This is a genomic window from Microbacterium sp. W1-4-2 (assembly GCF_058349885.2).
On the sequence record NZ_JBYRJC020000001.1, the window covers coordinates 1,036,290 to 1,061,516 of the forward strand.

Annotated in this window: 29 protein-coding genes; 17 read left to right on the top strand and 12 right to left on the bottom strand. The window is 70.0% G+C overall.

The features are described 5' to 3' along the window. Positions 1-45 precede the first annotated feature (45 nt). From AC3RX0_RS04685 to mutM (AC3RX0_RS04715), 7 genes are all read left to right on the top strand, one after another. Entirely contained in the window at positions 46-2,211 is a 2,166-nt protein-coding gene (locus AC3RX0_RS04685; protein WP_491504766.1) for an ATP-dependent DNA helicase RecG, read from the top strand. A 45-nt stretch (positions 2,212-2,256) separates the two neighbouring features. Next, positions 2,257-2,754 (top strand): pantetheine-phosphate adenylyltransferase, encoded by a 498-nt coding sequence (gene coaD, locus AC3RX0_RS04690; protein ID WP_491504767.1) that lies wholly within the window; start codon positions 2,257-2,259, stop codon positions 2,752-2,754. Between the two features lie 106 nt (positions 2,755-2,860). Then, positions 2,861-3,349 carry a YceD family protein gene (locus AC3RX0_RS04695; protein WP_491505382.1) on the top strand — a complete coding sequence of 163 codons (489 nt, stop codon included), beginning with the start codon at positions 2,861-2,863 and terminating at the stop codon, positions 3,347-3,349. A gap of 26 nt (positions 3,350-3,375) precedes the next feature. Beyond that, positions 3,376-3,585 carry a 50S ribosomal protein L32 gene (gene rpmF, locus AC3RX0_RS04700; RefSeq protein ID WP_491504768.1) on the top strand — a complete coding sequence of 70 codons (210 nt, stop codon included), beginning with the start codon at positions 3,376-3,378 and terminating at the stop codon, positions 3,583-3,585. Positions 3,586-3,595: 10 nt separating this feature from the next. After that, entirely contained in the window at positions 3,596-4,288 is a 693-nt protein-coding gene (gene rnc / locus AC3RX0_RS04705) for a ribonuclease III (protein WP_491504769.1), read from the top strand. Between the two features lies 1 nt (position 4,289). Next, a complete protein-coding gene (gene mutM / locus AC3RX0_RS04710; RefSeq protein ID WP_491504770.1) occupies positions 4,290-5,201 on the top strand; it encodes a bifunctional DNA-formamidopyrimidine glycosylase/DNA-(apurinic or apyrimidinic site) lyase in 912 nt (303 codons plus the stop codon). Between the two features lie 174 nt (positions 5,202-5,375). Further along, the gene (gene mutM / locus AC3RX0_RS04715; protein ID WP_491504771.1) at positions 5,376-6,215 is read left to right on the top strand and encodes a bifunctional DNA-formamidopyrimidine glycosylase/DNA-(apurinic or apyrimidinic site) lyase; all 840 of its coding nucleotides are present in this window, start codon (positions 5,376-5,378) and stop codon (positions 6,213-6,215) included. Between the two features lie 101 nt (positions 6,216-6,316). On the opposite strand, the gene AC3RX0_RS04720 is transcribed toward mutM (AC3RX0_RS04715), so the two are convergent. The 7 genes from AC3RX0_RS04720 to AC3RX0_RS04750 form a co-directional block, all read right to left on the bottom strand. After that, on the bottom strand, positions 6,317-7,252 hold the full coding sequence (locus AC3RX0_RS04720; protein WP_491504772.1) for an Abi family protein: 936 nt from the start codon (positions 7,250-7,252) through the stop codon (positions 6,317-6,319). A gap of 176 nt (positions 7,253-7,428) precedes the next feature. Beyond that, positions 7,429-7,752, bottom strand: a complete 324-nt coding sequence (locus tag AC3RX0_RS04725; protein ID WP_491504773.1) for a carboxymuconolactone decarboxylase family protein — start codon at positions 7,750-7,752, stop codon at positions 7,429-7,431. Between the two features lie 18 nt (positions 7,753-7,770). Beyond that, the gene (locus AC3RX0_RS04730) at positions 7,771-8,628 is read right to left on the bottom strand and encodes an aldo/keto reductase (RefSeq protein ID WP_491504774.1); all 858 of its coding nucleotides are present in this window, start codon (positions 8,626-8,628) and stop codon (positions 7,771-7,773) included. Then, positions 8,625-9,071 (bottom strand): cupin domain-containing protein, encoded by a 447-nt coding sequence (locus AC3RX0_RS04735; RefSeq protein WP_491504775.1) that lies wholly within the window; start codon positions 9,069-9,071, stop codon positions 8,625-8,627. The genes AC3RX0_RS04730 and AC3RX0_RS04735 overlap by 4 nt, the downstream gene beginning before the upstream one ends. Before the next feature lie 135 nt (positions 9,072-9,206). Next, positions 9,207-10,433 (bottom strand): MFS transporter, encoded by a 1,227-nt coding sequence (locus AC3RX0_RS04740; protein WP_491504776.1) that lies wholly within the window; start codon positions 10,431-10,433, stop codon positions 9,207-9,209. Positions 10,434-10,480: 47 nt separating this feature from the next. After that, entirely contained in the window at positions 10,481-11,746 is a 1,266-nt protein-coding gene (locus AC3RX0_RS04745) for a multidrug effflux MFS transporter (protein WP_491504777.1), read from the bottom strand. 78 nt (positions 11,747-11,824) lie between these two features. Further along, positions 11,825-12,847 (bottom strand): zinc-dependent alcohol dehydrogenase family protein, encoded by a 1,023-nt coding sequence (locus AC3RX0_RS04750; protein WP_491504778.1) that lies wholly within the window; start codon positions 12,845-12,847, stop codon positions 11,825-11,827. Between the two features lie 174 nt (positions 12,848-13,021). Here AC3RX0_RS04750 and AC3RX0_RS04755 point away from each other — a divergent pair, with 174 nt between their 5' ends. The 3 genes from AC3RX0_RS04755 (at position 13,022) to AC3RX0_RS04765 (ending at position 15,935) form a co-directional block, all read left to right on the top strand. Continuing rightward, on the top strand, positions 13,022-13,936 hold the full coding sequence (locus tag AC3RX0_RS04755; RefSeq protein WP_491504779.1) for a helix-turn-helix transcriptional regulator: 915 nt from the start codon (positions 13,022-13,024) through the stop codon (positions 13,934-13,936). 155 nt (positions 13,937-14,091) lie between these two features. Continuing rightward, positions 14,092-14,970, top strand: a complete 879-nt coding sequence (locus AC3RX0_RS04760) for an aldo/keto reductase (RefSeq protein ID WP_491505383.1) — start codon at positions 14,092-14,094, stop codon at positions 14,968-14,970. A gap of 11 nt (positions 14,971-14,981) precedes the next feature. Continuing rightward, complete coding sequence (locus tag AC3RX0_RS04765) at positions 14,982-15,935, top strand: NADP-dependent oxidoreductase (RefSeq protein WP_491504780.1); 954 nt, start codon at positions 14,982-14,984, stop codon at positions 15,933-15,935. Positions 15,936-16,082: 147 nt separating this feature from the next. Here AC3RX0_RS04765 and AC3RX0_RS04770 read toward each other — a convergent pair whose 3' ends face one another. Continuing rightward, on the bottom strand, positions 16,083-16,637 hold the full coding sequence (locus tag AC3RX0_RS04770; protein ID WP_491504781.1) for a cyclophilin-like fold protein: 555 nt from the start codon (positions 16,635-16,637) through the stop codon (positions 16,083-16,085). Positions 16,638-16,811: 174 nt separating this feature from the next. Here AC3RX0_RS04770 and AC3RX0_RS04775 point away from each other — a divergent pair, with 174 nt between their 5' ends. The 5 genes from AC3RX0_RS04775 (at position 16,812) to AC3RX0_RS04795 (ending at position 20,041) form a co-directional block, all read left to right on the top strand. Then, a complete protein-coding gene (locus AC3RX0_RS04775; RefSeq protein ID WP_491504782.1) occupies positions 16,812-17,477 on the top strand; it encodes an SDR family NAD(P)-dependent oxidoreductase in 666 nt (221 codons plus the stop codon). After that, positions 17,362-17,859: a cyclophilin-like fold protein gene (locus AC3RX0_RS04780; RefSeq protein WP_491504783.1), complete on the top strand. Its 498-nt coding sequence runs from the start codon at positions 17,362-17,364 to the stop codon at positions 17,857-17,859. The genes AC3RX0_RS04775 and AC3RX0_RS04780 overlap by 116 nt, the downstream gene beginning before the upstream one ends. 66 nt (positions 17,860-17,925) lie before the next feature. Next, positions 17,926-18,393 (top strand): nuclear transport factor 2 family protein, encoded by a 468-nt coding sequence (locus AC3RX0_RS04785; RefSeq protein ID WP_491504784.1) that lies wholly within the window; start codon positions 17,926-17,928, stop codon positions 18,391-18,393. Between the two features lie 122 nt (positions 18,394-18,515). Beyond that, entirely contained in the window at positions 18,516-19,055 is a 540-nt protein-coding gene (locus tag AC3RX0_RS04790; protein WP_491504785.1) for a cyclophilin-like fold protein, read from the top strand. 17 nt (positions 19,056-19,072) lie between these two features. Then, positions 19,073-20,041, top strand: a complete 969-nt coding sequence (locus AC3RX0_RS04795) for an SDR family NAD(P)-dependent oxidoreductase (RefSeq protein WP_491504786.1) — start codon at positions 19,073-19,075, stop codon at positions 20,039-20,041. A 36-nt stretch (positions 20,042-20,077) separates the two neighbouring features. Here the strand turns inward: AC3RX0_RS04795 and AC3RX0_RS04800 are convergent, their stop codons facing one another. Genes AC3RX0_RS04800 through AC3RX0_RS04815 form a run of 4 tightly spaced genes read right to left on the bottom strand, consistent with a single transcriptional unit; the run spans position 20,078 to position 22,815 of the window. After that, a complete protein-coding gene (locus tag AC3RX0_RS04800) occupies positions 20,078-20,911 on the bottom strand; it encodes an aldo/keto reductase (RefSeq protein ID WP_491504787.1) in 834 nt (277 codons plus the stop codon). A 48-nt stretch (positions 20,912-20,959) separates the two neighbouring features. Continuing rightward, positions 20,960-21,691 carry an SDR family NAD(P)-dependent oxidoreductase gene (locus AC3RX0_RS04805; RefSeq protein ID WP_491504788.1) on the bottom strand — a complete coding sequence of 244 codons (732 nt, stop codon included), beginning with the start codon at positions 21,689-21,691 and terminating at the stop codon, positions 20,960-20,962. A gap of 20 nt (positions 21,692-21,711) precedes the next feature. Then, positions 21,712-22,413: an NADPH-dependent F420 reductase gene (locus AC3RX0_RS04810; protein WP_491504789.1), complete on the bottom strand. Its 702-nt coding sequence runs from the start codon at positions 22,411-22,413 to the stop codon at positions 21,712-21,714. 21 nt (positions 22,414-22,434) lie between these two features. Then, positions 22,435-22,815, bottom strand: a complete 381-nt coding sequence (locus AC3RX0_RS04815) for a DUF2255 family protein (protein WP_491504790.1) — start codon at positions 22,813-22,815, stop codon at positions 22,435-22,437. Between the two features lie 239 nt (positions 22,816-23,054). Here AC3RX0_RS04815 and AC3RX0_RS04820 point away from each other — a divergent pair, with 239 nt between their 5' ends. After that, the gene (locus tag AC3RX0_RS04820; RefSeq protein WP_491504791.1) at positions 23,055-24,035 is read left to right on the top strand and encodes an alpha/beta hydrolase; all 981 of its coding nucleotides are present in this window, start codon (positions 23,055-23,057) and stop codon (positions 24,033-24,035) included. Positions 24,036-24,137: 102 nt separating this feature from the next. Continuing rightward, the gene (locus tag AC3RX0_RS04825) at positions 24,138-25,181 is read left to right on the top strand and encodes an NAD(P)-dependent alcohol dehydrogenase (protein WP_491504792.1); all 1,044 of its coding nucleotides are present in this window, start codon (positions 24,138-24,140) and stop codon (positions 25,179-25,181) included. Positions 25,182-25,227: the final 46 nt, after the last annotated feature.

Here is a 25,227-nt window from a genome sequence, read left to right on the forward strand (position 1 = left end):
CACAGCCTACAAAGCGTGTCGCACGGGATGCCTAGACTCGAACCCATGACGGTCTACTCGCTGTCCATGCGACTCGACGGCGCACTCGGCGACAAGACCGCCAACGCCCTCGCGCGGGCGTTCGGCATGCGCACCGTGGCCGATCTGCTCGCCCATTACCCGCGCCGCTACGCGTACCGCGGCCAGCTCACGCCGATCGAGTCGCTCGAAGAGGGCGAGCAGGTGACGATCGTCGCCCAGGTCAAACACGTCGGCGACCGACCGATGCGCCAGCGCCGGGGCAGCATCCTCGAGGTCGTCATCACCGATGGGCACGGCGACCTGAAGCTCACGTTCTTCAACCAGAGCTGGCGAAGGAACGAGTTGACGGTCGGCCGCCAGGGCATCTTCTCGGGCAAGGTCGGCCGCTACCAGCGCGGCCTGCAGTTCGCGCACCCCGACTACGAGCTGTTCGACGACGTCGACACGGCGCGCATGACGGCCGAGGCCAAGGCGAACGAGCCCATCCCGCTCTACCCGGCCACCGCCGCGATCCCGAGCTGGCGCTTCGCGAAGATGGTCGCACTGATCCTCGACGGGCTGGGCGAGATCGACGATCCGGTGCCGGCCGACGTGCGGGCCCGGCACGGGCTGATCGGCGCACGCGACGCGCTCGAGCGCATCCACCGCCCGGACTTCGAAGACCAGATCGGTCCGGCCCGGCACACGCTGCGCATGCACGAGGCGCTGGTGCTGCAGACCGCGCTGCTGCAGCAGCGCGGTCTGGTGCGCGCGATGTCGGCCACGGCGCGCCCGGCCGGCGACCTGCTGGCCGCATTCGACGCGGCGCTGCCGTTCGAGCGCACCCCCGATCAGGTCGCGGTCGGCGACCGGATCGCGGCCGACCTCGTCGGCGACTGGCCGATGAACCGCCTCGTGCAGGGCGAGGTCGGCTCGGGCAAGACGCTCGTGGCGCTGCGTGCCATGCTGCAGGTCGCCCAGTCCGGCGGCCAGTCCGCACTCATCGCCCCGACCGAGGTCCTGGCCGGCCAGCACCTGCGCTCGATCGCCAGGATGCTGGGTCCCGGGCTGGCCCCGCAGATCATGCCGACGCTGCTGACCGGTCAGATGCCCGCGGCCGAGCGGCGCCGGGCGGCGCTGCGCGTGGCGGCGGGGCAGGCGCTCATCGTGGTGGGGACGCATGCGCTGCTCAGCGACAGCACGACCTTCGCCGACCTCGGCCTGGTCGTCGTCGACGAGCAGCACCGTTTCGGGGTCGAGCAGCGCGAGACCCTGCGGGCGAAGGGATCCAGCCCGCACGCGCTCGTGCTGACAGCGACGCCCATCCCGCGCACCGTGGCCATGACCGTGTTCGGCGACCTGGACGTCTCGACCATCCGGTCGATGCCCCCCGGACGAGCGGGCATCGAGACGTTCGTCGCACCCGTGGCCGAACGGCCCGGGTGGTTCTCGCGGGTGTGGGATCGGGTCGCCGAAGAGGTCGCACGGGGCCGGCAGGCTTTCGTCGTGTGTCCGGCGATCGACGCCGAGGCCACTGCCGCGAAGGCGGTGGAAGACCCGGACGCACTGGTCGCCGACGAGGCGGCCGCGAAGCCGATCACCTGGGGCGTGGAACAGGCGTCGCGCCTGCTGGCAGACCACCCCGCGTTCCACGACATCCGCGTACAGACCCTGCACGGGCGCATGCCCGGCGAGACCAAGGACGCCGTGATGCGCGCGTTCGCCGACGGCGAGATCGACGTCCTGGTGGCGACGACCGTCGTCGAAGTCGGCGTCGACGTGCCGAACGCGTCGACCATGGTCATTCTCGACGCGGACCGCTTCGGGGTCTCGCAGCTGCACCAGCTGCGCGGGCGTGTGGGGCGTGGCGCGATCCCGGGACTGTGCCTGCTGGTGACCGAGGCCGTGCCGCACACGCCCGCCCGCGAGCGCATCGAGGCGGTGGCGCACACCACCGACGGGTTCGAACTGGCCGAGAAGGATCTCGAGCTGCGCGGCGAAGGCGACGTGCTCGGCGACGCCCAGTCCGGCGCGCGCACGTCGCTGCGCATGCTCCGCGTCGTCAAGGATGCCGATCTGATCGCGCTCGCCCGCGAAGAGGCCGAGTCGATCCTTGCCGACGACCCGGCGCTGGTGCGACACCCGGGACTGGGCCAGGCCATCGAACGGCGGCTGGACACCGCCGAGCGCGCCGCCCTCGCCAAGAGCTGACCTTCGCGTTCAGGAACCTCAAAGACGGCCCGGTAGGCTGGGGGCGTGAGCAACCGGATCGCCGTCGTCCCGGGGTCTTTCGACCCGCCCACCCTCGGTCACCTCGATGTGATCAGCAGAGCCGCCGCGCTGTACGACACCGTGCATGTGCTGGTCGTGCACAACCCCGACAAGCAGGCGATGCTGCCGATCGCCCAACGTCTGTCGCTGCTCGAGCAGTCGATCGCCGAACTCGAGGTCGCCGGCGACATCGTCGTCGCGTCGTGGAGCATGGGCCTGCTGGTCGACTACGCCGTCGACGTCGACGCCGGAGTGCTGATCAAGGGCATCCGCTCGCAGGTCGATGTGGCCTACGAGACGCCGATGGCCATCGTCAACCGGCACCTGGCCGACATCGAGACGGTGTTCCTGCTGCCCGACCCGGCCCACGCGCTCGTGTCGAGCTCGCTGGTGCGACAGGTGGCGAGCCTCGGCGGCGACGTCTCTCCCTATGTGCCCGGCCCGGTCGCACGCTTCCTCGACACGGGCGCCCGCGGCATCTGACCTCGGCCCCGGCAGCGAGGGCGCACGGTAGACTCGCTGGGTGAGAAATCCCCGTCCCGGAGCTTTCAGCGTGCTCGTCCGCGATCTCGTCCGGCATCCCGGAGAGATGCGCGAGGTTTCCTTCGATGTGGCTCTGCGCGAGCACTGGGGAGAGGGCCTGGTGGCCATTCCCGAGGGCGAGACGGTGCAGATCGACGCTCGGCTCGAGTCGGTGCACGAGGGCATCCTCGCCTCCGGAACCGCCTTCACGCGGTATGCGGGCGAGTGCGGCCGGTGTCTGACCGACATCGAGGCGCCTGTCGAAGTCGAGTTCCAGGAGCTTTTCGCGTATCCTGATGAAGAAGCGAATGACTTCGAGGTTCAAGACGACCACGTGGATCTTGAAACTCTGGTCAGGGACGCCATCGTCCTGTCGCTTCCGTTTCAGCCGGTGTGCTGGCCGGACTGCCCGGGGTTGGACCCGATCACGGGCGCGCGTCTGGCCGAGTCTCCGGAAGCCGGACCTCGTCAGAACATCGACCCGCGCTGGGCCGCACTGGCGGACCTGGCCTCCGACCCGGCCGAGGGCACGGACAGTTCTGCGCCCGAATCCTAGACCTCACACACGAAGGAAGAACAGCCATGGCAGGTAACCCCCCGAAGCGGAAGGTCTCCCGTTCGAACACCCGCACGCGTCGCGCGCAGTGGAAGGCCGAAGCGCCCACGCTGGTCAAGACCGTCGAGAACGGCAAGGTCGTCTACAGCCGCCCGCACCAGGCGAAGGTCGTGACGGACTCGCAGGGCACCGAGCTGTTCCTCGAGTACAAGGGCCGCAAGGTCGCAGACATCTGATCCGCGTCCGATGACGTCTGCAGCGGGAGACGCCTCCCGGCTGATCGAAGGGCTCGGGGTCGACATCGACCCCGAGCTTCTTTCGCTCGCTCTGACGCATCGGTCCTACGCGTACGAGCACGGCCATCTGCCGCACAACGAGCGCCTCGAGTTCCTCGGCGACTCAGTGCTGGGACAGGCCGTGACGGTGCTGCTGTACACCCGCCATCCCGATCTCGACGAGGGCGCGCTCGCGAAGCGCCGTGCCAGCGTCGTGTCGACGGTCGCCCTCGCCGAGGTCGCCCGCGGTATCGGCCTCGGCTCGTTCCTGCATCTGGGGCGCGGCGAGGACCAGACCGGCGGCCGCGACAAGGACTCGATCCTCGCCGACACCATGGAGGCCGTGATCGGTGCGACCTACCTGTCGGCGGGGCAGGATGCCGCGACCGCGCTGGTGCATCGACTGGTCGAGCCGTTGCTGGCCGATCCCGACCGGTACGGTGCCGCCGTCGATCCCAAGACGAGCCTGCAGGAGCTGGCCGCCCACCTCGGGCACACCCCGCCGGTGTACATGATCGAGGCCGACGGGCCGGATCACGACCGTACGTTCACAGCGACCGTCACGGTGGGCGAGTGCTCGGCCACTGGCATCGGCACGAGCAAGAAGCATGCCGAGATGGCGGCCGCGCTGCTGCTCTGGCGCACTCTGTCGGACCGCGTCTGACGTGCCCGAACTGCCCGAAGTCGAGGTCGTGCGCCTGGGCCTGGCTCCCGCCGTGGCCGGCGCGCGGGTGGCAGCTGTCACGGTGTGGGACGAGCGTGCGCTCACCCGCCACATCGGCGGCGCCGCCGACTTCGAGTCGCAGCTTGCCGGGATGCAGCTCACCTCCGCAGTCCGCCGGGGCAAGTTCCTCTGGCTGCCGCTCGTCGGCGCCGATCGAGCGCTGATCGCCCATCTCGGGATGAGCGGACAGATCCTGCTGCGGCCCGCTGGTGCGCCGGTCGAGCGGTTCGAACGCATCCGCATCGACCTCGAGCATCCCGTGCACGGCGAGCTGGCCGCGGTCTTCGCCGACCAGCGCACGTTCGGCTCGCTCGCCGTCGACACGCTCGTGGACACACCCGATGGCGCGGCCGGTGGCCTGGGCGACCCGTCGGCCCGGGTGCCGACGCAGGTCGCGCACATCGCCCGCGACCCGCTGGACCCGGCCTTCGACGACGCGGGCTTCCGCCGCGCTCTGTCGCGCAAACGATCGGGCATCAAACGCGTGCTGCTGGACCAGACGGCCATCAGCGGTGTGGGCAACATCTACGCCGACGAGTCGCTCTGGGCGGCGCGCATCCACCCCGAGACCGCTGCGGACACCCTGTCGACGCGGGCCGTGGGGCGACTGCTGGCCGAGATCCGCGCCGTGCTCGACAAAGCGCTGGCCGAGGGCGGCACGAGCTTCGACGCCCAGTACGTGAACGTCAACGGTCAGGCCGGTTCTTTACACGCAGACTTCAATATCTATGGGCGTGAGGGACTGCCATGCAAGCGCTGCGGGACCCTGATCCTACGGGAGAAGTTCATGAACCGCTCGAGCCGTGTTTGCCTGGTTTGCCAGCGGAAACCTTCGTCGAAGCATCACTCATGATCAGGGCTCGCGAGTTCTCACCCGGCCCAACGGTTCGATCGACTGTACGTCAATGCATAGCGCTTGGTAGCGCGACGCGGGAGTTGAAGGTGTACGGGTGGAATCGAGGGCTGGTGGTGGGTGATGTGACAGATCGCAGCCGGTCTGTCGTCCGGGGACTGGAAGTAGTTGGCCATGCCTGAACTTCCCGAAGTCGAGGTTGTGCGTCGAGGGCTCGACGATCATGTCCGTGGCCGGACGATTGCCTCGGCGATCATTCGGCATCCGCGGGCCGCACGCCGGCACATGGCCGGTCCTGAAGATCTCGCAGCGCAGATGGCCGGTACGACGGTTACGGGGATTGCGCGCCGCGGCAAGTACCTCTGGCTGGTCCTGGACAATCGGGACGCGTTGCTCGCGCATCTGGGGATGAGTGGGCAGATGCTCATCACCTCGTCGGATACACCGATCGCTGCGCACGAACGGGCGCGGTTCACCTTTACCGACGGCGGCCACGATCTGCGCTTTGATGATCAGCGCACGTTCGGTCACCTGATGTACGACGAGGGCGGAGCCGTGCTGCCCTCGCCCATCGCGCATATCGCGCCGGACCCGTTCGATCCGCAGTTCGATCAAGCGGCTGCAGTTGCGCGGATCAAGACCAGGCGGACCGGGATCAAGCGTGCGTTGCTGGACCAGACGCTGGTGTCCGGCATCGGCAACATCTACGCCGACGAGGCCTTGTGGGCGGCCAAAGTGCATGGCGAGACGACGGCATCGTCGATGAGCAAGCCGAGGATCTCTGCCGTGATCGACGCAGCGCGAGACGTCATGGCTGCGGCACTCGCCCAGGGCGGGACCTCGTTTGATTCGCTCTATGTCGACGTGGCCGGCAGCAGCGGATACTTTGCCCGCAGCCTCAACGCCTACGGACTCGCCGGGCAGCCTTGCCCGCGCTGCGGCGCTCCCATCGTGCGGAAGCAGTTCATGAACCGCTCGAGCCACTTTTGCCCAGCCTGCCAGCGAAAACGCTAGTTTGAATGGTGGGCCCGGCGCGACTGCGGGTGCTAGGAAGCTGTCGCCGCACCCTGTTCGACGACAGCTCCTGAGGGACATTCGTCAGGCGATCGGGTGGTTCAGTCGAGGTGTCGACGCCAGAACGGATCGTCTGCCCAGCCCTCGGGGACGCCCATGCCGCGGAGGTTCATCGTGGGTCTCGTACGGAGCAGCTCGTGAAGTCGGTGCGCCCAGCCGCTGCGCGGTGAGATCGTCTCGAGGACCGTCTGCAGCGAGACCAGAACGGGGTAGAGCCGCTTCCTGGATCGCTCCGGCAGCGCATCGTCTGCTTCGAGCCAGGACACCGTCGAGGAGTTCGGGATCGCCGGATAGACACCGAGGCCGACGTTCCAGAGCCGGCCGTGATGGGCACAGACGTTGCGGACTCGGACGTAGGTCTGCATCCAGGACTCGAGCACCGGGGCCGTCAGGCCGATGCTGCGGGCGACGGCCGTCCGATCGGCGCGCCGCTTGAGATTGCGGTACGCGCTGGTGAGCTGGCCGACGGTGAGGGTCTCGACCATGAGCCAGGAGGGCGGGAGTTCGGGGGAGCCGTAGGTAGTCAGGTAGTGCTCAAGGGCGGAGCGGTGGACGAGTGAGTCCTCGCCGGCGTCGGGAGTGCCGCGGAGCCTTTCGTCGCAGGTGTCTCGGACGATCTTCAGGAGCCCGGCGTGCTTGCCGCGGTCGCGGAAGTGAGAGGCGTCCATGTACCAGTGCGCATCGCCGTAAGCGGTGGACATGTGGTCGGTCAGCGCCGCGCGCACAGCGACCTCGACCCGCTCGAGGGCGTCCATGACCACCAGGCGGAGCGCGCGGTCGAAGACATAGAGGTCGAGCACGTCGTCGAAGGACGTCCCGTCGCGCAGGAGGTGGTCCGCGCCGCCCTGCTGGAAGGGGATCGTGTACGGGGAGAGCCGGTAGTAGCCGATGTGGCGCAGGTATCGGAGGGCCCGGTCCCGATCGGGGACGATCAGTCCGCGGTCGGTGAGACGGTCGGCAAGGTCGTCCAGCTCCATGGGCGGCTTGTCGTAGTGCAAGGTCCCACGCGGGCGGGGCGGACGGGAAGGACGACGCGACTGGGACATCGGCGCTCCTCCTGGACGCGGGCAGAGAAAATCCCCCAAGTGCGCATCGTGGAGAGGCGTGGGGGATGTAGTGCTCTCAGACTAACACGGATCGAGCGACTCCTGCCTCAGCCCTCGTAGACCTCCTTGGCCATGCGGAACGCCGCCCAGGCCTTGGGCCAGCCGGCGTAGAAGGCCACGTGGGTGAGGACCTCGGCCATCTCCTCGGCGGTGACGCCGTTGCTCTTCGCCCGCTCGATGTGGTGCTGCAGCGAGCCGTCCAGCACACCGCTGGACATCAGGGCAGTGACGGTGACGATGCTCCTGATCCTGGGCGGGAGCTGTTCCTCGCGCGCCCAGACCTGTCCGAAGAGGACGTCGTCGTTCAGCGCTGCGAACGTCGGCGCGAACTCTCCCAATGCATCGCGGCCGGCGGTGACCTTCTCAGCCATGACGATCTCCTTCGTCTCCTACTTGCCGCTGTAGACCGGGAACGCGCTGGAGTCGCCGTAGTCGCGCTCGTCGAGGTCCCGGAGGGCCTGCATGTCCTCGTCGGAGATCTCGAAGTCGACGTCGGCGTTGGAGCGCATGTGCTCGGGGTTGGCGGTCTTCGGCAGGGAGACGGTGCCGAGCTGGAGGGTGTACCGGATGCACAGCTGCGGCACGGTCACGGAGTACTTCTCTGCGATGGCCTTGACTGCCTCGTTGTCGAGGATCTCGCCGTGGGCGATGGGGGAGTACGCCTCGACGAGGATGCTCTTCTCGCGGCAGTAGTCGATCAGCTCGGTGGGCGTGTTGCCCGCGTGGGCGAGGACCTGGTTGGCGTGCGGCGCGACGGTGCCGTTCCGGAGGATGTTCTCCAGGTCGGCCTGCAGGAAGTTGGAGACGCCGATGGCGCGGATCTTGCCTGCCTGGTGGGCCTCCTCGAGGGCCTTCCAGGCGGCGAGGTTGCCCTCGGCGTAGTCGCCGCCGCGGAAGTCGTCCCAGGGCTGCGGGGAGTGGATGAGCATCAGGTCGATGTAGCCGATGTCGAGCTTCTGCAAAGACTCGTCGATCGCGGTGACCGCGCCGTCGTAGTCCTTGATCTCGGCGGCGAGCTTGGTGGAGACGAACAGCTCCTCGCGGGGCACGCCAGAGGTGCGGACGCCTTCGCCGACGCCGCGCTCGTTGCCGTAGGCCCGGGCGGTGTCGATGTTGCGGTAGCCGATCTCGATGGCGGCCTTGACGGCATCGGCGGCCTTGTCGTCGTCGATGAACCAGGTGCCGAGCCCGAGCCGGGGGATCTCGACGCCGTTGGACAGGGTGTAGGTCTCGTCCAGGATGCTCATGCGTTCTCTCCGTCCTCGCTGCTGGTCGGCAGCGCGTCGTACTCCTCGTCGGTGACCGGCTCCAGCCACTCGTTGCTGACGCCCTCGCCAGGGGTGATGAAGGCGAGGTGGCTGGACCACGAGTCCGCCTTTGCGCCGTGCCAGTGCTTCGTCCCCGCCGGGACGCGAACCACCGATCCCGGCACCATGCTCACCGGCTCCTCGCCGTCGGCCTGGTACCAGCCTGATCCCGCGGTGCAGATGAGGATCTGGTCCCCGCCGCCGTCCTCGCCGTGGTGGATGTGCCAGTTGTTCCGGCAGCTGGGCTCGAAGCTCACGTTGCTGACGGCGACGTTTCCCTCGCCGACCAGCGGGGCGAGGTAGCTCTGGCCGGTGAAGTACTGCGCGAACGCGTCGTTCGGATCTCCGAGCGGGAAGATCTGGTCGAACTGCTCGTCGGTCACGTGGTTCTCCTTCGTCGAGGCCCGCCACCTGCGTGGCCGGCGGTCCGTGCACCGTCTTCCAACGCTAGGCGCGGTGGGCTTCCGGTGGGAGTCCTCGTCAGTACCCCTGTTGCCCAGGTCCGCCGGCATGAGGCGCTACTGCGACGCGCGGCTCGCGCGGGCGGTGATGAGCGCCGTCGCGGCGGCCATCGTGAGGACCAGGGCGCTGGACAGGAAGGTGCCGCGGAATCCTGCGGCGTCGTAGAGCAGTCCGCCCAGCGTGGAGCCCAGGGCGATGCAGGTCTGGACGACGGCGACCATGAGGCCGCCTCCGGCTTCGGCGTCGTCGGGCATGGCCTGGGCGACCCAGCTCCACCAGCCCACGGGTGCCGCGGTGGCGAGCAGGCCCCACAGGCCGAGCAGCACTACGACGGGGGCGATCCAGCCGCCGACGGGGATCACGGCCAGCGCGATGACCGCCATCAGGATCGGGATCACCGTCAGCGTGCGGTACAGGTCGCGGGCGAGGAACCTGCCGATGAGGGCGGTGCCGAGCAGTCCGGCGGCCCCGATGACGAGCAGCACCAGGGAGACCGTGGCGGAGCCCGCCTGGGGCTCGGTCTCCAGGAAGGGCCGGACGTAGGTGAAGGCGAGGAACTGGCCCATGAAGAACAGGCCGCACGCGGCCATGCCCAGGGCGATGGGTCGGCGCTTGAGCGCGCCGAACACCGCGAGGACGCCGCCGGTGCCGTCGGCGCGCGGGACGGCGGGCATCCTGGGCAGGCTGACGCCTTGCCAGACCAGGGTGATCAGCGCGATCGGGACGAGGGCGAAGAACGCGCCGCGCCACCCGACGATCGATCCGACGTAACTGCCCAGCGGGGCGGCCAGGACCGTGGCCAGGGCGTTGCCGCCGTTGAAGACGGCCAGTGCCCTCGGCACCTGCTCGGCCGGGACGAGCCGGATGGCGGTCGCCGCGGACAGGGACCAGAACCCGCCGACGACGACGCCGATGAGCGCCCGGCCGATCAGGTACACGGGGAAGCTCGGGGCGAGCGCGACGGCCGCGCCGGAGACCGCCATCGCGGCGGTCAGCGCAAGGAGGAGCGTCCGCCGGTCGACGCGGGCGGCGATCCGGGAGATCGACAGGCTGGTCAGCACCGCGAGCAGTCCCGAGACCGCGATGCCCTGGCCGGCCATTCCTTCGGTGATGTGGAGGTCTGCAGCGATCGGCGTCAGGAGGCTGACGGGCATGAACTCCGAGGCGACCAGGGCGAAGGCGCACACCGACATCGCGATGACCCCGCCCCACCGCGCCGTCGGCTCGACGGCTGCGTCGCGGCGCACCTCGCCGGGCTCTGCCTCGAGGGCCTGTTCGGCCATCGTTCCTCCTGGTCGTGCTGCGGCTCGGTGGCGTCGGGCGTGATCGGTCATTCGGCGGTGACGGCCTGGACGGAGCCGGTCTCCGCGATGGCCGCGCGGTCGACGGGCCCGCGATGCCCGTGCCGCCTGCCGACGAAGAGCAGATACGCGATCCCCGCGAGGGCGACCGAAGCGACGGTGACGATGCCCAGCGGGAGCACGCTCTGGCCGCCGCCGATCCCGACCAGCGGCGCGGCGACGCCGCCCAGGCCGAACCGGGCACAGCCCAGGACCGAGGAGGCCGTCCCGGCGAGCTCGGGGTAGTCGGCCAGTGCCAGGGACGTCGACGGGGGCGAGGCGAACGCGACGCCGGATGCCACCACGAACAGCGAGCCGAGCACGACCGGCAGGGGCAGCTGCCACAGCCCGGTGGCGAGCAGGCCCAGGGCACCGAGTCCGCTCATCGCGATGCCGATCACCAGGGTGCCGCGCTCGGACCAGCGCTCGGCGGCACGCCCGGCGATCCATCCGAAGACCATGAAGCCGGCGGAGTTCGCGCCGAACGCGATCGAGTAGGCCTGGGGCGACAGGCCGTAGGTGCCCTGCAGGATGTAGGCGGCTCCGGACAGGTAAGCGAACAGGGCGGCGTAGGTCAGGCCGCAGATCGCGATCGCGCCGACGAAGAGCCGGTCGGAGAAGAGCCGGCGGAAGTCCCGCCCGGTCTGCTTCAGCCCGCCGCTGGTGCGCTGGTCGGCGGGGAGGGTCTCTCTGAAGATGAGCAGCGTCGCCAGGAGCAGGAGCACGCCGATGCCGGCGAGGAAGGCGAAGATGCCGCGCCAGTCGGTGACGCCGGCCAGCTGCCCGCCGATGACCGGGCCGACGATCGCGGCCAGGCCGCCGAGGACCGTGAGCCGGCCGTAGTAGCGGATGAGTGCCCCGCCCTCGTAGACGTCTCGGCCGGCGGCCTGGGCGATGACGATGCCGACCGCGCCGGCCAGGCCCTGGACGAGCCGGGCGACGACGAGGGTGGCGATGCTCGGGCTGACCGCGCACAGCGCGGAGGCGGCGACGTAGGCGACGATGCCGATGATCAGCGGCGTCCGGCGGCCGAACCGGTCGGACAGCGGCCCGGCGATCACCTGCCCGACGGCCAGCCCGACCAGGCAGGCGGTGAGGGTGAACTGGGCGGCCGAGGTCGACGCGCCCAGGTCGCCGGTCAAGGCGGGCAGAACCGGGAGGTAGAGGTCCATCGAGATGGGCCCGAAGACGGTCAGCAGCATCAGCAGGGTGGCCAGCGCTGTGCCGACGCGGCGGGAGGAGGCGGTGTCTGTCATGTCTCTTTCAGATGAGTAGGGAAAGGGGTTGGGCGGTGCGGACCGGGGAAGTCCGGGGCCCCGCACCGCGGACGAGGATCAGACGGTGAGGAGCACCTTGGTGGCGCGGCGTTCGTCCATCGCCCGGTAGCCCTCGGCGGCCTCGTCGAGGGGCAGGGTGAGGTCGAAGACGGCTCCGGGGTCGATCTGGTCGGTCATGATCAGGTCGATGAGCTCGGGCAGGAACCGGCGCACCGGGGCGGGGCCACCGTGCAGGTGTACCGAGGAGAAGAACAGGTCCAGGCCGTCGAGCTCGACGCCGTGGCCGACGCCCACGAACCCGACGTGGCCGCCGGGCCGGGTGGCGTGGATGGCCTGCTCCATCGACTCCTGGGTACCGACGGCCTCGATGGTGGAGTGCGCGCCGTAGCCGTTCGTGAGCTCCTTGATCTTGGCGATCCCCTCCTCGCCGCGCTCCTCGACGACATCGGTCGCGCCGAACTTCTTCGCGAGGGCCTGGCGGTCGGCATGGCGGGACATCGCGATGATCCGGTCCGCGCCGAGGCGCTTGGCGGCGAGGATGCCGAGGAGGCCGACGGCCCCGTCGCCGACGACGGCGACGGTCTTGCCGGGTCCGGCTTCGGCGGCGACGGCGGCGAACCAGCCCGTGCCGAGGACGTCGGAGGCGGCCAGCAGGCTCTTGGCCTGGGCTTCGGTGGGCTCGCCGGGGACCTTGACGAGTGTCCCGTCGGCCAGCGGGATCCGGGCCTTCTCGGACTGAGTGCCGATCGCGCCCATCATGACCTGGTGGACGCAGCGGGACTGGTAGCCGGCCTGGCAGATCTCGCAGGTGTTGTCGGATGCGACGAACGAGCCGACGACGTAGTCGCCGACCTGGATCTCCTTCACGTCGGGGCCGATCTGCTCGACGACGCCGATGTACTCGTGACCCATCTGCTCAGGACCGTCCTTGTGCTCGATGCCGCGGTAGGGCCAGAGGTCGGAGCCGCAGATGCAGGTAGCGGTGAGGCGGATGACGGCGTCGGCGGGGTCAACGATCGTCGGGTCCTCGACGGTCTCGACGCTGACTTCGCGGGGTGCCTGCAGAATGACGGCGCGCATGTGGGATCTCCTCTTGGCTTCTGTGTCGATTCGTGCGCCGGCGGCCACGGGCTCTTCCCTCGCTGCCGGCATACATCCATGCTTCTTCGCTTCTCGCGTCCGCGGGAGTCCCGCTCGAGAGGGGTACCGCGAGGGACTCCCATCGGCACGGCGCACCGGCCTACCGTTGACGGCATGGACAATCGAGCTGAAGTGCGTGAGTTCCTCACGTCCCGGCGCGCTCGGGTCACGCCGGACGACGTCGGCCTGCCGGGCGGCGCGAACCGCCGCGTGGAGGGGCTGCGCCGCACCGAGGTGGCGACCCTGGCCGGGGTGAGCGTGGAGTACTACACCAAGCTCGAGCGCGGCGCGATCAGCGGCGCGTCCCCGGAGATCCTCGACGCGATCTCGAAGGCGCTGCGGCTGGACGACGCCGAGCGGGCCCACCTGTTCGACCTGGCCCACGCGGCCAGCCCGGTGGCCCGTCCGCCGCGGCGGCGCAACCCGAAGTGCTGGCAACCGCATGCGAGCCTGCAGTGGATCCTCGACGCCGTGACCGCCGGACCAGCGTTCGTGCGCAACGGGCGCATGGACATCCTCGCGGCCAACACGCTGGCGCGGGCGTTCTACAAGGACGTCTACGACATGCCCGGCCGCATCCAGGGCCAGCCGCCGAACATCGCCCGGTTCACCTTCCTGGACGAGCGGGCCTACGACTTCTATCCGGACTGGGACATGTTCGCCGACGTGACGGTGGCGATCCTGCGCACCGAGGCGGGCCGTGACCCGCACAACAAGGAGCTGCACGACCTGATCGGGGAGCTGTCCACCCGCAGCACCGACTTCCGGGCACGGTGGGGCTCGCACAACGTCCGCCACCACGGCACCGGGTTCAAGACGTTCCACCACTCCGTGGTCGGCGAGATGACCCTGGCCTACGAGGGCATGGAGATGGAGTCCGAGCCGGGCCTGTCGATCACGATCTACGCCGCCGAACCGGGCTCGGAGTCGGAGGAGAAGATGCAGTTGCTCGCCTCGTGGGCGGCCAGCGAGTACCCCGTGTCGGCGATCGAGGAGCCGGCGCTCGACGAGAAGAAGTCCAAGAGCTGAACCACGGTTCGACACGCCTCGGGCTGGTGCGGCCCCCGCGACCGGTGCGCCGAGCGCCCGTTCGGCACTGCTGCCTGCACAGCGCACCTCCGTCCTCTGATGCGCTGGCTGCGACCGGGAATTGATCGATGAACAACGAGAAGGAAGACGGAAGTATGCAGCAGCGCACGATCGGTGATGTGCACGTCGGCGCGATCGGGCTCGGCGCGATGCCGATGTCCATCGAGGGCCGGCCCCAGGACGAGTCGCGCTCGATCGCGACCATCCACGCGGCCCTGGACGCCGGGGTCACGCTCATCGACACCGCAGACGCCTACCACCTTCCGCTGGACGAGGCGGACGGAGAGACGGTCGGACACAACGAGCACCTGATCGCCAAGGCCCTGTCGACCTGGACCGGCGACAAGAGCACCATCCTGGTGGCGACCAAGGGCGGCCACCTGCGCCCCACCGGCGGGCCGTGGGCCGTCGACGGTCGGCCCGAGCACCTCAAAGAGGCCGCGAAGGCGTCCGCGGCCCGGCTCGGCGTCGACGCCATCGGCCTCTACCAGCACCACCGGCCCGACCCGCAGGTTCCGTACCAGGAGTCGATCGGGGCGCTGGCCGAGCTGCTCGACGAAGGCGTCATCCGCATGGCCGGGATCTCCAACGCCGACCCGGACCAGATCCGCGCGGCCCACGAGATCCTGGGCGGTCGTCTCGCGTCGGTGCAGAACCAGTTCTCGCCCGCGTTCCGCTCCAGCCGGCCCGAACTGGAGCTGTGCACCGAGCTGGGAGTCGCCTTCCTGCCGTACAGCCCGCTGGGCGGCATCGGCAAGGCGGGGCAGCTCGGTGAGCGCTTCGCGCCGTTCGCGCGGGTCGCCGAGCAGCACGGCGTCAGCCCGCAGCAGGTCTGCCTGGCCTGGGAGCTGGCGCTGTCGCCGGTCGTGATCCCCATCCCGGGTGCCTCCCGGCCCGCGAGCATCCAGGACTCGGCCCTCGCTGCCGACCTCGCGCTCACGGCCGACGAGGTCGCACTCCTCGAGGCGGACTGACGATGCAGGCGGTGGGCCTGTCCCGCTACGGCGGCCCGGAGGTCCTGGGCCCGGTCGAGCTGCCCGACCCGCACCCGGGCTCCGGGCAGGTGCGGATCCGGGTGCACGCGGCCGGCGTCAACCCGGCCGACGCGGTGCTGCGCACCGGCGCGCTGGCATCCTGGTACGAAGGGATGGCCCCGCCGTTCATCCCCGGCATGGATGTCGCCGGAGCGATCGACGAGATCGGCGACGATGTCGAACCCGGCCCCGGGATCCGCCCCGGTCAGGCAGTGACCGGGGTCGTGGACAACATCGGCTCCCACGGCGGCTACAGCGAGTTCGTCTGCCTGCCGGCAGCCTCGGTGATCCCCATGCCGGACGGGGCGACCTTCCCCGAGGGCGCGTCGTTCCTGATGAACGCGCTGACCGCCCGCTGCGCCCTGGACGCGCTCCACCTCCCATCCGGATCGACGGTGCTGGTCACCGGCGCGGCCGGGGCCGTCGGCGGGTACGCCGTCGCGCTGGCCGCCGCCGACGGGCTGCGCCCGGTGGCGCTGGCATCGCCGGCGGATGAGCAGTTCCTGAGCTCTGTCGGCGCGTCGGGGGTCGTCCCGCGCGGCGGCGACCCCGCGGCGCGCGTGCGATCTCTGGTCCCCGGCGGCGTGGACGCGGTCATCGACGCGGCCGGGCTCGGCGCGCAGATCCTGCCCGCGGTGCGCGACGGCGGAGCGTTGATCGCGCTGCGCCCCTGGTCCGACGCAGACCCCGGCCGAGGCGTCCGGATCGTGCACGTCAACGTCCGCGACCGCGTGACCGACCACGACGCGATCACGGTGCTGGGCGCGCAGGCGTCGGAGGGCGTGCTGCCGCTGCGGGTCGCGAGGGTGCTCCCGGCGGCCGAGGCGAGCACCGCGCACGCGCTCCTCGACGCGGGCGGACTGCGGGGCCGGATCATCCTCGACTTCGAACGGACGGATTCCTAGCGATCGAGGGCGGATCGGTTTTGGGTGGCCTGGTTGCAGGGCGATGATCTCCGAGCCGTCCGTCACGACCTCCCTGCGAGCCCCGTCATCGTGTGCGCCACCCCGGCCCGGACGGAGCCGACTGGATCATCGGGCCCGGAGTCCGCGTCATCGAGCGGCGGAGATGGTGACCTGCTGGCCGTCGAGCTTCTTGACGGCGTCGAGGTCGTCGGTGGTGCCCAGGCGGACGAGGTCGTCGGAGTGCCCGAGGCCGTCGGAGTGCCCGAGGCCGTCGGTGTCGTAGAAGAAGCCGAGATTGCCCCAGGGCTTGTAGGAGAAGAGGTCGCCCACCTTCGGTGTCATACCCGCGGTCCCGGTGTAGTCGAACGGCTCCTCGGGGTAGGTGATCTTCTCCTGCCCGTGGAAGTCCTCGAACTCCTGGGTCATCGGCAGCCGGGACAGGAAGTCCCGCGTGGTCGCGCTGTCCTCGGTGATCGTCGCTTCCACCACGGTGGACCCTGCGGTGAAATGCACGCGGGTGCCTTCGACCTGGTCCGCTGGTGCCGCCGAGGTCTCCGAGGCCGACGGGGAGGGCCGGGTGGACGGTGCGGCGGTGGTCGACGGGGCCGATCTGTCCTGGGGGCCCGGCGCGCTGCAGGCGGCGAGGAGTGCGGCGATGGCCGCGGCGGTCGAGATGGCAGCGATGCCGCGTGCGTTCGTCATGGGTCGCTCCTCGCGATGCGGTGGTCCTGAGCCTCCACGCAACCACCTCCGAGGCGGATGAAGGAGCCCCGGTCGGTGGGGGTACCCGGAGGGTCTCCCTCGAGCCAGGCCCCGCACCTAGCGTTGATCGGGCGGGAGCAGCCCGCGCAACCAGCGTCGACAGAAGAGGACTCCATGCCCACGATCGCCATCATCGGTGCCGGCCCCGGGCTCGGCATCGCCACCGCCCGCCGGTTCGGACGCGAGGGCTACTCCGTCGCCCTCGTCTCCCGCACCCAGGCCAACGTCGACAGGCTCGCCGCCGAGCTGACCGCCGAGGGCATCACCGCCCGTGGCTACGCGGCGAACGCCCGCGATCCGCATGCCCTCACCGCGGCGCTTGATGCCGCGTCCGCCGACCTGGGCACGATCGAGGTGTTGCAGTACAGCCCGGTGCCGGCCAAGGAGTTCATGAAGCCTGTGTTGGAGACCACCGCCGAGGACCTGGTGGGCCCGGTCGAGCAGTCGGTCTACGCCCCGGTCACCGCCGTGCGCGCTGTGCTGCCGGCCATGCAGGAGGCGGGGCGGGGCACGATCCTGTTCCCCAACGGCTCCAGCGCCGCGACCCCGAACGGGAGCGTGACCGGCACTTCGGTCGCGTTCGCCGGTGAGTCGGCCTACGGGCAGATGCTCCACGATGCCCTGGAGCCGGATGGCATCCGCGTCGCCCAGCTGATCATCCCCGGTGGCATCGACGGAGGGGACCCGCTGTTCGCCTCCGACGCCTTGGCCGATCGGCTGTGGCAGCTCCACGCCCAGCCCGGTCCGTTCCGCACCACCGTCGGCGAAGAGCCGGCCTGAGCCGAAGGAGATCCACGATGAGCGACACCCCGATCTCCGCATCAGTCTGGACGACCAGGTGATCGAGGCAGTCCTGCACGACAATCCCGCGGCGAACGCGCTGCGCGACCAGCTGCCGCTGGACCTGGAGTTCCGCGACTACGCCCGGCAGGAGGTCCTGGCCGAGCTGCCCGAGCGGCTCGCCATGGAGGGCATGCCCGCCGGCTGCGACCCGGAGATCGCCGACATCGGCTACAACCACGGCGGCCAGGTGATCGTCTTCCACTACTCCAAGATCGGCTACTTCCCCGGCACCGCCGTGCTCGGCCACATGGACGTCGACGTGGCGGCCTTCCAGGGCTGGGACGGCTCCAAGCCCGGCAGGATCGAGCTCGCCGACTGAGCCGGACCACAACATCGATGGGTGACGATGCGACGGCGTCCGTCCCGGAGACCTGAGGAGCGTCGCATGATCTCTGCGCTGGAGCGGCTCGAGGCCGAGCACCGGATCACCCGCCTGATCTATGCCTACTGCCACCGGCTCGACGCCGCCGACTTCGAGGCCGTCGCGGAGCTGTTCTCCGACGCGACCTGGCACTTCTCCGCGGAGACGTCGCTGCGCGGCGCGGATGCGAAGCTGGCCTGGCTGAGGGAGAACCTGCAGGTGCACGGCGGGCGTCTGGGCACCCGGCACATGGTCACCAACGTCCTGGTCGACGTCGCCGACGACGGAAGGACCGCCAGCGCCGTGTCGTACGTGCACCTGACCCAGGTCACCGAGGCCTTTCCGCTGCAGCTGCTGTCGCAGGCCCGCTACGACGACCGCTTCGCCATCATCGACGGCGAGTGGCGGTTCACCGAGCGGTGGATCCTGACCGACGGCCTCGGCGACATGAGTCATCACCAGAAGCAGCGGCCGGACAGCCGGCGGACCTGAAGGACCGCATCCGGGTCCCCCTCTCTTCGACGCCGGACGACCTCGCTGCGGTGGGGGCCCCTGCGGGTACTCCCACCGACAGGGGCTCCCGACCCGCGCAGTCCGTGCCTAGCGTGGAACGCGTGCCCGACCAGACCACTGCTCCCCGAAGCGCCGCCGGAAGGCTCGCCGCGGTCGCCACGGCCCTGCTGCTGGCCGGCCTCGGCCTCGCCTCCTGCGCCTCGCCAGGCCCAGGCGCGCCGGAGCGCTCGTCGTCTCCCACTTCGTCCGCCGCGTCCTCCAGCGACTCGGACAGCTCTGGCGTCGGGACGCCGGTCCGCATCGTCGTCGGCGAGCAGACCCTCGAGGCGAGGCTGTGGGACAACCCGGCGGCCGACTCGCTGCTGGAGCAGCTGCCGCTGACGCTGGAGTTCTCCGACTACGGCGGACGGGAGGCGGTCGCGGAGCCGCCGCGTCCGCTGACGATGGAGGGCATGCCGGAGCGCGACTCCCCGGTCGCGGGCGACCTGAGCTTCTACGCGCCCACCGGTGTCGTGTCGCTGACCTACTCCGACCTCGGGGAGTGGGAGGGCGCGGCCCGGCTCGGGCGCATCGACGGCGACCTGACGGTGCTGGACCACCGGGACGAGCCGTTCGCCGTGACCATCCAGCGAGCCGACTGACCGAGCGAAGGACACCCATGATCACCAGACGCGAAGCCATCGGAGCCGTCCTGCTGGGCGGCGGCCTGCTGCTCACCGGCTGCACCACGGAGCCGACCCCGACGAGCAGCGGCCGGAGGAGTCCGGCCGCGTCGGCGGCGTCAGGATCCTCGAGGTTCGGTGCCGGCACCTACAACACCGCGGCGATGGCAGCAGAGCTGCAGCACATCGAGGACGACATCGAGCCCGCGGGCTCCGGCAGCGGCCTGCGCGTCCTGGTGACCGGGTCGACCGCCGGCCTCGGCCAGCTGACCGCCTCCTACCTGACCCATCGCGGCCATCACGTGGTCGCGCACGCCCGCAGCGAGCAGCGCGCCGCCGACGTCCGCCGCGACGTCCCGGGACTCGAGGACGTGGTGGTCGGGGACTTCGCCGACCTGGACCGCACGCGGCGGCTGGCCGAAGAAGTCAACGGGCTGGGCCCGTTCGACGTGGTCGTCCACAACGTCGGGGTGTACGACGGGACGCCGGAGGAGACGCTGGCGGTCAACGTGCTCTCGCCCTACATCCTCACCAGCCTTGTCGAGAAGCCGAAGCGGCTGGTGTACCTGTCCTCCAACGCCCACCACGGCGACCTCCGGCTGGACGACATCGGCCGCCGGGGCGCGGGCGTCTCCTACGGCGAGTCCAAGGCGGAGGTCTCCACACTGGCGATGGCGGTGGACAGGCTGTGGCCGGGCGTGTGGGTCAACCTCGTGCACCCGGGCTGGGTGCCCACCCGGATGGGCGAGCTGACCGGCACACCGACCGACGACCTGCGCCAAGGCTACACGACCCAGACGTGGCTGGCCGAGGCGACCGAGCCCGGCAGCCGCGTGTCCGGTCGGTTCCTGTTCCACCGGGAGCCCTACGGCGACGTGAACCCGGTCATCCACGACACGGCGGCCCAGGGCCGTCTGCTGGACGCGCTCGAATCGGCCACGGGCGTGCCGTTCCCGCGGTCCTGACGACGCGCCGAGTCAGCAGGCCGGCCATCCGCGGCGTCAGGCGAAGGTGTTCGGGTCCGCTCCCTGCCGGCCGGCCTCGCCCTTGTTGAGCGCGCTGATCACCCGCACCTCGTCGTCGGTGAGCGCGAGGTCGAGGGCGGCGTGGTTGGACACGATCCGCTCGAGGGTGACGGACTTGGGGATCACGACGAGGCCGAGGGCCAGGTGCCAGGCGATGATCACCTGGGCCGGGGTCGCGTCGTGCGCGGCGGCGATGTCGGTGATGACGGGGTCGGTGAGCTCGCCGCCGCCCATGCCCAGCGGGGACCAGGACTCGGTGACGATGCCCTTGTCGGCGTGGTAGGAGCGCAGCTCGTCCTGGGCGAAGTAGGGGTGCAGTTCGATCTGGTTGATCACCGGTAGCACGCCGGTCTCGGCCTCGATCCGCTCCAAGTCCTGGATGCGGAAGTTGGAGACGCCGATGGAGCGGACCCTGCCCTGCTCGTGCAGCTCGACCAGCGCCTTCCAGGTCTCGACGGCCAGGCCCTGCGTCGGCACGGGGAAATGGATCAGGTAGAGGTCGAGCTCGTCCAGGCCGAGGGCGTCCATGGTCGCGTCGAACGCCTTGAATGCCTTGTCACGGCCATGCTCGAAGTTCCGGAGCTTGGAGGTGACGAAGACCTGGTCGCGGTCCAGGCCCGAGTCCCTGACCCCTTGGCCGACGCCGGCCTCGTTGCCGTAGGAGCGTGCGGTGTCGACGTGCCGGTATCCGGCGGACAGGGCCTGGCCGACGACGTCGGCGGCGATGTCGCTGGGGACCTGCCAGACGCCGTAGCCGAGCTGGGGGATCGAGCGGCCGTCGTGGAAGGTAATGGTGGGCGAGGCGGTCATGGTGCTCCTTGTCGCGATGCGGATTCGGCGCGCACGGGTGCGCAGGGGTCAGGGCAGTTCGGTGCCGGTCAGTTCGGCGAGCCGTGCCAGCAGTTCGGCCTGGTAGCGCTCGTCGAGGGCGTCCGGGTGCGGACGCTGGGTCCGCCGGTGGTGCCAGTAGCCGCCGGTCCTCGGGTCGATGGTGTCTGCGTCGGCGGTGGCGAGCCACTCCTGGGTGCGGTGGCCGGCCTCGAGATCGTCGCTCGCGCCCGGGCCGCCCATCCGGGTGGGCACCCATCCGGGGTCGACGGCGTGCCACAGCGTCTCGGGCCGGCGCTCGGCCATGGCCATCGCGAACGCGGTGATCATCAGCTTGCTGGTGTCATAGGCGCGGGCGCGTTCCCCGGCACCGGGGGAGGAGAGGCCGCCCAGCTCGGTGCCACCGGTGCGGTGCATCGAGCTGGAGAGCACGATCGCGCGCCGCGGCGGCGTCATCAGCGCCGTGAGCAGGTAGGGCGCGACGACGTTGACCGCGTAGACCTCCGGCGAGCCCATGACGCCGGCGTTGTGGATGACCGCGTCGAACCTGCCGTGCTCGTTCGCCTGCTCGGCGACCCGGCGGGTCTCGTCGTCCCGGGCGAGGTCCCCGAGGACGACGCCGCGAGCTCCCGCCACGGCCGGCTCGTCGAGCCTGGCGCGGCTGCGGGCGTGCACGACCACCCGATGGCCCTGCTCGATGAGCGCCCGGGCGGTCAGCTGTCCGAGGCCGGCCGCGGCCCCAGTGACCAGGATCAGCGCCATGGTGTCGCCCTCCTGTCGGGTCAGCCCGCTGCGCGGACGACGTCGATGTTGAGCTCGAAGGTGCCGAGCGCGCCGACGAGGGTGAAGTACAGCCGCGAGTACATCTCGACGGCGCGGGCGGCGGTGATGCCGCCGAGGTCGATGGTCTTGGCTTCTGGCCAGCCGAAGCTCTCCAGGATCCCGCGCACCGTCCGCTTGGCGTCGGCGTCGTCGCCTGCGACGAAGATGCTGTGCTGGCCGGGCACCCGGGACGGGTCGACCATGACCTGGCAGAACACGCTGGTCAGCGACTTCACGACCTTGGTGTCCGGGTAGGCGCGCTGGACCTGCTCGCCGAGGCTGTCGGTGTTGGCCACCGTCAGGACCGGTGGGAAGCCCTCGGAGAAGTCCAGCGGCAGCGCCAGGTCCAGCAGCACCTTGCCGGCCAGGTTCTGCGCGCCGACCGCCTCCAATGCGGCCAGCGTGTTCGCGCCATTGGTGGCGTTGAGGACGAGTTCCGCGTGCGCGCCGGCGTCGGGGAAGGCCAGCAGCCGCACGTCCGTGTGCTCGGCCTGCCAGACGGCGTAGGGCGGGGTGTCGACGTCGCCGGTCTTGGTCCACTCGTCGCGGGCGAGGGTGGCCCGCGGATCGCGGGTGCCGATGGCGACGTCGTGGCCGAGCTCGTCGAGCTTGCCGGCGAGGGTGCGGCCGACCATGCCGGTGCCGAGGACGGTGATCTTCATTTCGGTGTGTCCTTCGTGTGCTCAGTTGCTGCGTGGGGTGACTTCGACGGTGGCGGCCCTCGGGCCGGCGGCGACCATCGGCGGCAGATACGGACTGCCGTCGTACTTGGCCCGATAGGCCTGGTCGATCTTCTCGTTCAACGCCGCATCGGCGATCGGGGCGAACTCGACCTCGTGCTCGGCCCCGCCGGCTGTGATCCGGCCGGCCTTCTGCGCGGTCGCGGCGCGGTACCACCTGCCGTTCACCCCGTTCCAGGCCCGCACGAACAGCCGGCCGTCGACGACGACGGACCAGATCCAGGTCGGCGTCCCGGTGGTCTCGCCGTCGGGGTGATACGGGGCGATGTGGAAGTCGTCGGTCGCCGCGATCGTCTCGATCGTCTCCGTGTGCCAGGCGGTCATGGTGTCTCCGTCCTCATGCTGGCTCGAGCCGCGCTGGCTCGGGTTTACGTTTGCGGGTGTCCGACTCCAACTCGACCACGCTGATCGCGCGCGAGGGAGTCCCGACGGAGAGGGGTACCGGCAGGGACTCCCAGAGATGCCGGCGGCGCGTCTAGCCTCGATTTTGCGGCGTCGGCTGCCGGTGGTCACTACGCCGGCATCTGCCGCTCCGACATCCACATACCTGCGGGGAGCGAACTATGCCGCTGTATGACGATGGCCTCATCTTCGAGATCTCGCCCGAGGTGACGCGCACCCCGGTGCGGTTCACCAACCGTTACGGCATTGAGATTGCCGCCGGCCTGTACACCTCGAGGGATGTCGATGAGCGGGAACTCCATTCCGCGCTCGTCGTCGGGCCGCCGCACGGCGGGGTCAAGGAGCAGGGACCCGGGGTCTACGCGAACCAGCTCGCCCAGCGCGGCTTTGTGGCGCTCGCGATCGATCCTTCCTACAACGGCGAGTCGGGCGGCGAGCCGCGCCACGTGACCTCGCCGGAGATCTTCGCGGAGGACTTCTCGGCGGGCGTCGACTTCCTTGGCACTCTGGCGTATGTGGACCGGGAGCGCATAGGCGTGATCGGCATCTGCGGTTCCGGCGGCTTCGCACTCAATGCTGCTGCGATCGATCCGCGGATCAAGGCCGTCGCCACGAGCGCCGTCGTCGACATCAGTCGTCTGAACCGCAACAGCATCGCGGACACGGTCAGCGAGGAGCAGGTCCGCAAGAACCTCGCCGACATCGCGGCACAGCGGTGGGCGGATGTCGACAGCGGTGAGCCGGCCCTGACTCCGGTGTTCCCGGACGAGTTCACACCGGAGAAGTTCGACCCGATGACGGCGGAATTCCACGAGTTCTACGTCACCGACCGCGGCCACCACCCGCGCTCGATCGGCGGCTTCACCGTCACCAGCGGCCCCGCCCACGCCTACGCAGGGGAAGTCCGTCACCTCGCGGACATCTCTCCTCGCCCGGTGCTGTTCATCACCGGCGACAAGTCGTTCTCTTCGTGGTTCAGCGAGCATCTGTACGAGCAGGCGTCCGAGCCGAAGGAACTGCACTGGGTGCCCGGTGCCCGACACATCGACATGTACGACCGGGTCGATCTCATCCCGTTCGACAAGCTCCAGAGCTTCTTCACCGAGGCATTGCGGCCGGTAGCCGAGCCCGATCCGACCTGACGACCTGCTGCGGGTGCGCGGTGCCGCCGAGCACTCAGCTGCCTCACTATTTCAATCCAGCCCACCCGCCGATGGCGGGCAGAAAGTCACGGAGTAATTCTCTTGCGCGTCAATGCATACGCCGCCCCGGCTGCCGGGCAACCGCTCATCCCCACCACTGTCGAACGCCGTACGGTCGGTGAGAACGATGTCCTCATCGAGATCGAGTACGCCGGCATCTGCCACTCAGACATCCACACCGTCGCGGGGGACTGGGGTCCGCAGCCCTACCCGCTGACGCCTGGCCACGAGATCGTCGGCCGAGTCACCGAGGTCGGTGCCTCGGTCACCACCCACGAGGTCGGTGACCGGGTCGGGGTCGGCTGCATGGTCAACTCGTGCGGCGAGTGCATCAACTGCCTGCGCGGGGAGCAGCAGTTCTGCCTGAACGGGACCGTCTTCACCTACGGCTCACCTGACCGCGACGGCACCACCACCCAGGGCGGCTACTCGACTCACGTCGTCGTCGACGCCGGGTTCGTGCTCTCCATTCCCGACGCCCTCGACCCCGCCCAGGCGGCCCCGCTGCTGTGCGCGGGTGTGACGACCTACAACCCGCTGAAGCACTGGGGCGCGGGACCCGGCAAGCAGGTTGCTGTCGTCGGCCTCGGCGGCCTCGGTCACATCGCGGTGAAGATCGCCCATGCGATGGGCGCGGAGGTCACCGTGCTCTCCCAGTCGCTGCGCAAGAAGGACGACGGGCTCAGGCTGGGTGCCGACCACTACTACGCCACCGCCGACCCGGCCACGTTCAGCGAGCTCGCCGGGCGCTTCGACATCATCATCAACACCGTCAGCGCGGACATCGACATCAACGCCTACCTGGGTCTCCTCGACCTGCACGGCGCGATTGTCAACCTCGGCGCGGCACCCGCCCCGATGCCGGTGGGCGGGATGTTCCTGGCAGGGCACAAATCGGTGACCGGCTCCATGATCGGCGGGATCCCCATCACGCAGGAGATGCTCGACTTCTGCGGCGAGCACGGCATCGGGGCCGACGTCGAGATCATCACCGCAGCGGAGATCAACGACGCCTACCGGCGGGTCTTGGCCTCCGACGTCCGCTACCGCTTCGTGATCGACACCGCGACCCTTCCGGCGGCCTGAGACTCACGCCCTCGAGCCGAGTCGAAGCGGTGTGGGAGACCCTGCC

What these genes read in the sequence shown, in the direction of transcription:
- AC3RX0_RS04685 (WP_491504766.1), top strand. Translation starts at nt 46, where the DNA reads ATGACGGTCTACTCGCTGTCCATGCGACTCGACGGCGCACTCGGCGAC.
- AC3RX0_RS04695 (WP_491505382.1), top strand. Translation starts at nt 2,861, where the DNA reads ATGCGCGAGGTTTCCTTCGATGTGGCTCTGCGCGAGCACTGGGGAGAG.
- rpmF (WP_491504768.1), top strand. Translation starts at nt 3,376, where the DNA reads ATGGCAGGTAACCCCCCGAAGCGGAAGGTCTCCCGTTCGAACACCCGC.
- rnc (WP_491504769.1), top strand. Translation starts at nt 3,596, where the DNA reads ATGACGTCTGCAGCGGGAGACGCCTCCCGGCTGATCGAAGGGCTCGGG.
- mutM (WP_491504771.1), top strand. Translation starts at nt 5,376, where the DNA reads ATGCCTGAACTTCCCGAAGTCGAGGTTGTGCGTCGAGGGCTCGACGAT.
- AC3RX0_RS04720 (WP_491504772.1), bottom strand. Translation starts at nt 7,252, where the DNA reads ATGGAGCTGGACGACCTTGCCGACCGTCTCACCGACCGCGGACTGATC.
- AC3RX0_RS04725 (WP_491504773.1), bottom strand. Translation starts at nt 7,752, where the DNA reads ATGGCTGAGAAGGTCACCGCCGGCCGCGATGCATTGGGAGAGTTCGCG.
- AC3RX0_RS04730 (WP_491504774.1), bottom strand. Translation starts at nt 8,628, where the DNA reads ATGAGCATCCTGGACGAGACCTACACCCTGTCCAACGGCGTCGAGATC.
- AC3RX0_RS04740 (WP_491504776.1), bottom strand. Translation starts at nt 10,433, where the DNA reads ATGGCCGAACAGGCCCTCGAGGCAGAGCCCGGCGAGGTGCGCCGCGAC.
- AC3RX0_RS04745 (WP_491504777.1), bottom strand. Translation starts at nt 11,746, where the DNA reads ATGACAGACACCGCCTCCTCCCGCCGCGTCGGCACAGCGCTGGCCACC.
- AC3RX0_RS04750 (WP_491504778.1), bottom strand. Translation starts at nt 12,847, where the DNA reads ATGCGCGCCGTCATTCTGCAGGCACCCCGCGAAGTCAGCGTCGAGACC.
- AC3RX0_RS04755 (WP_491504779.1), top strand. Translation starts at nt 13,022, where the DNA reads ATGGACAATCGAGCTGAAGTGCGTGAGTTCCTCACGTCCCGGCGCGCT.
- AC3RX0_RS04760 (WP_491505383.1), top strand. Translation starts at nt 14,092, where the DNA reads ATGCAGCAGCGCACGATCGGTGATGTGCACGTCGGCGCGATCGGGCTC.
- AC3RX0_RS04770 (WP_491504781.1), bottom strand. Translation starts at nt 16,637, where the DNA reads ATGACGAACGCACGCGGCATCGCTGCCATCTCGACCGCCGCGGCCATC.
- AC3RX0_RS04775 (WP_491504782.1), top strand. Translation starts at nt 16,812, where the DNA reads ATGCCCACGATCGCCATCATCGGTGCCGGCCCCGGGCTCGGCATCGCC.
- AC3RX0_RS04785 (WP_491504784.1), top strand. Translation starts at nt 17,926, where the DNA reads ATGATCTCTGCGCTGGAGCGGCTCGAGGCCGAGCACCGGATCACCCGC.
- AC3RX0_RS04795 (WP_491504786.1), top strand. Translation starts at nt 19,073, where the DNA reads ATGATCACCAGACGCGAAGCCATCGGAGCCGTCCTGCTGGGCGGCGGC.
- AC3RX0_RS04800 (WP_491504787.1), bottom strand. Translation starts at nt 20,911, where the DNA reads ATGACCGCCTCGCCCACCATTACCTTCCACGACGGCCGCTCGATCCCC.
- AC3RX0_RS04805 (WP_491504788.1), bottom strand. Translation starts at nt 21,691, where the DNA reads ATGGCGCTGATCCTGGTCACTGGGGCCGCGGCCGGCCTCGGACAGCTG.
- AC3RX0_RS04810 (WP_491504789.1), bottom strand. Translation starts at nt 22,413, where the DNA reads ATGAAGATCACCGTCCTCGGCACCGGCATGGTCGGCCGCACCCTCGCC.
- AC3RX0_RS04815 (WP_491504790.1), bottom strand. Translation starts at nt 22,815, where the DNA reads ATGACCGCCTGGCACACGGAGACGATCGAGACGATCGCGGCGACCGAC.
- AC3RX0_RS04820 (WP_491504791.1), top strand. Translation starts at nt 23,055, where the DNA reads ATGCCGCTGTATGACGATGGCCTCATCTTCGAGATCTCGCCCGAGGTG.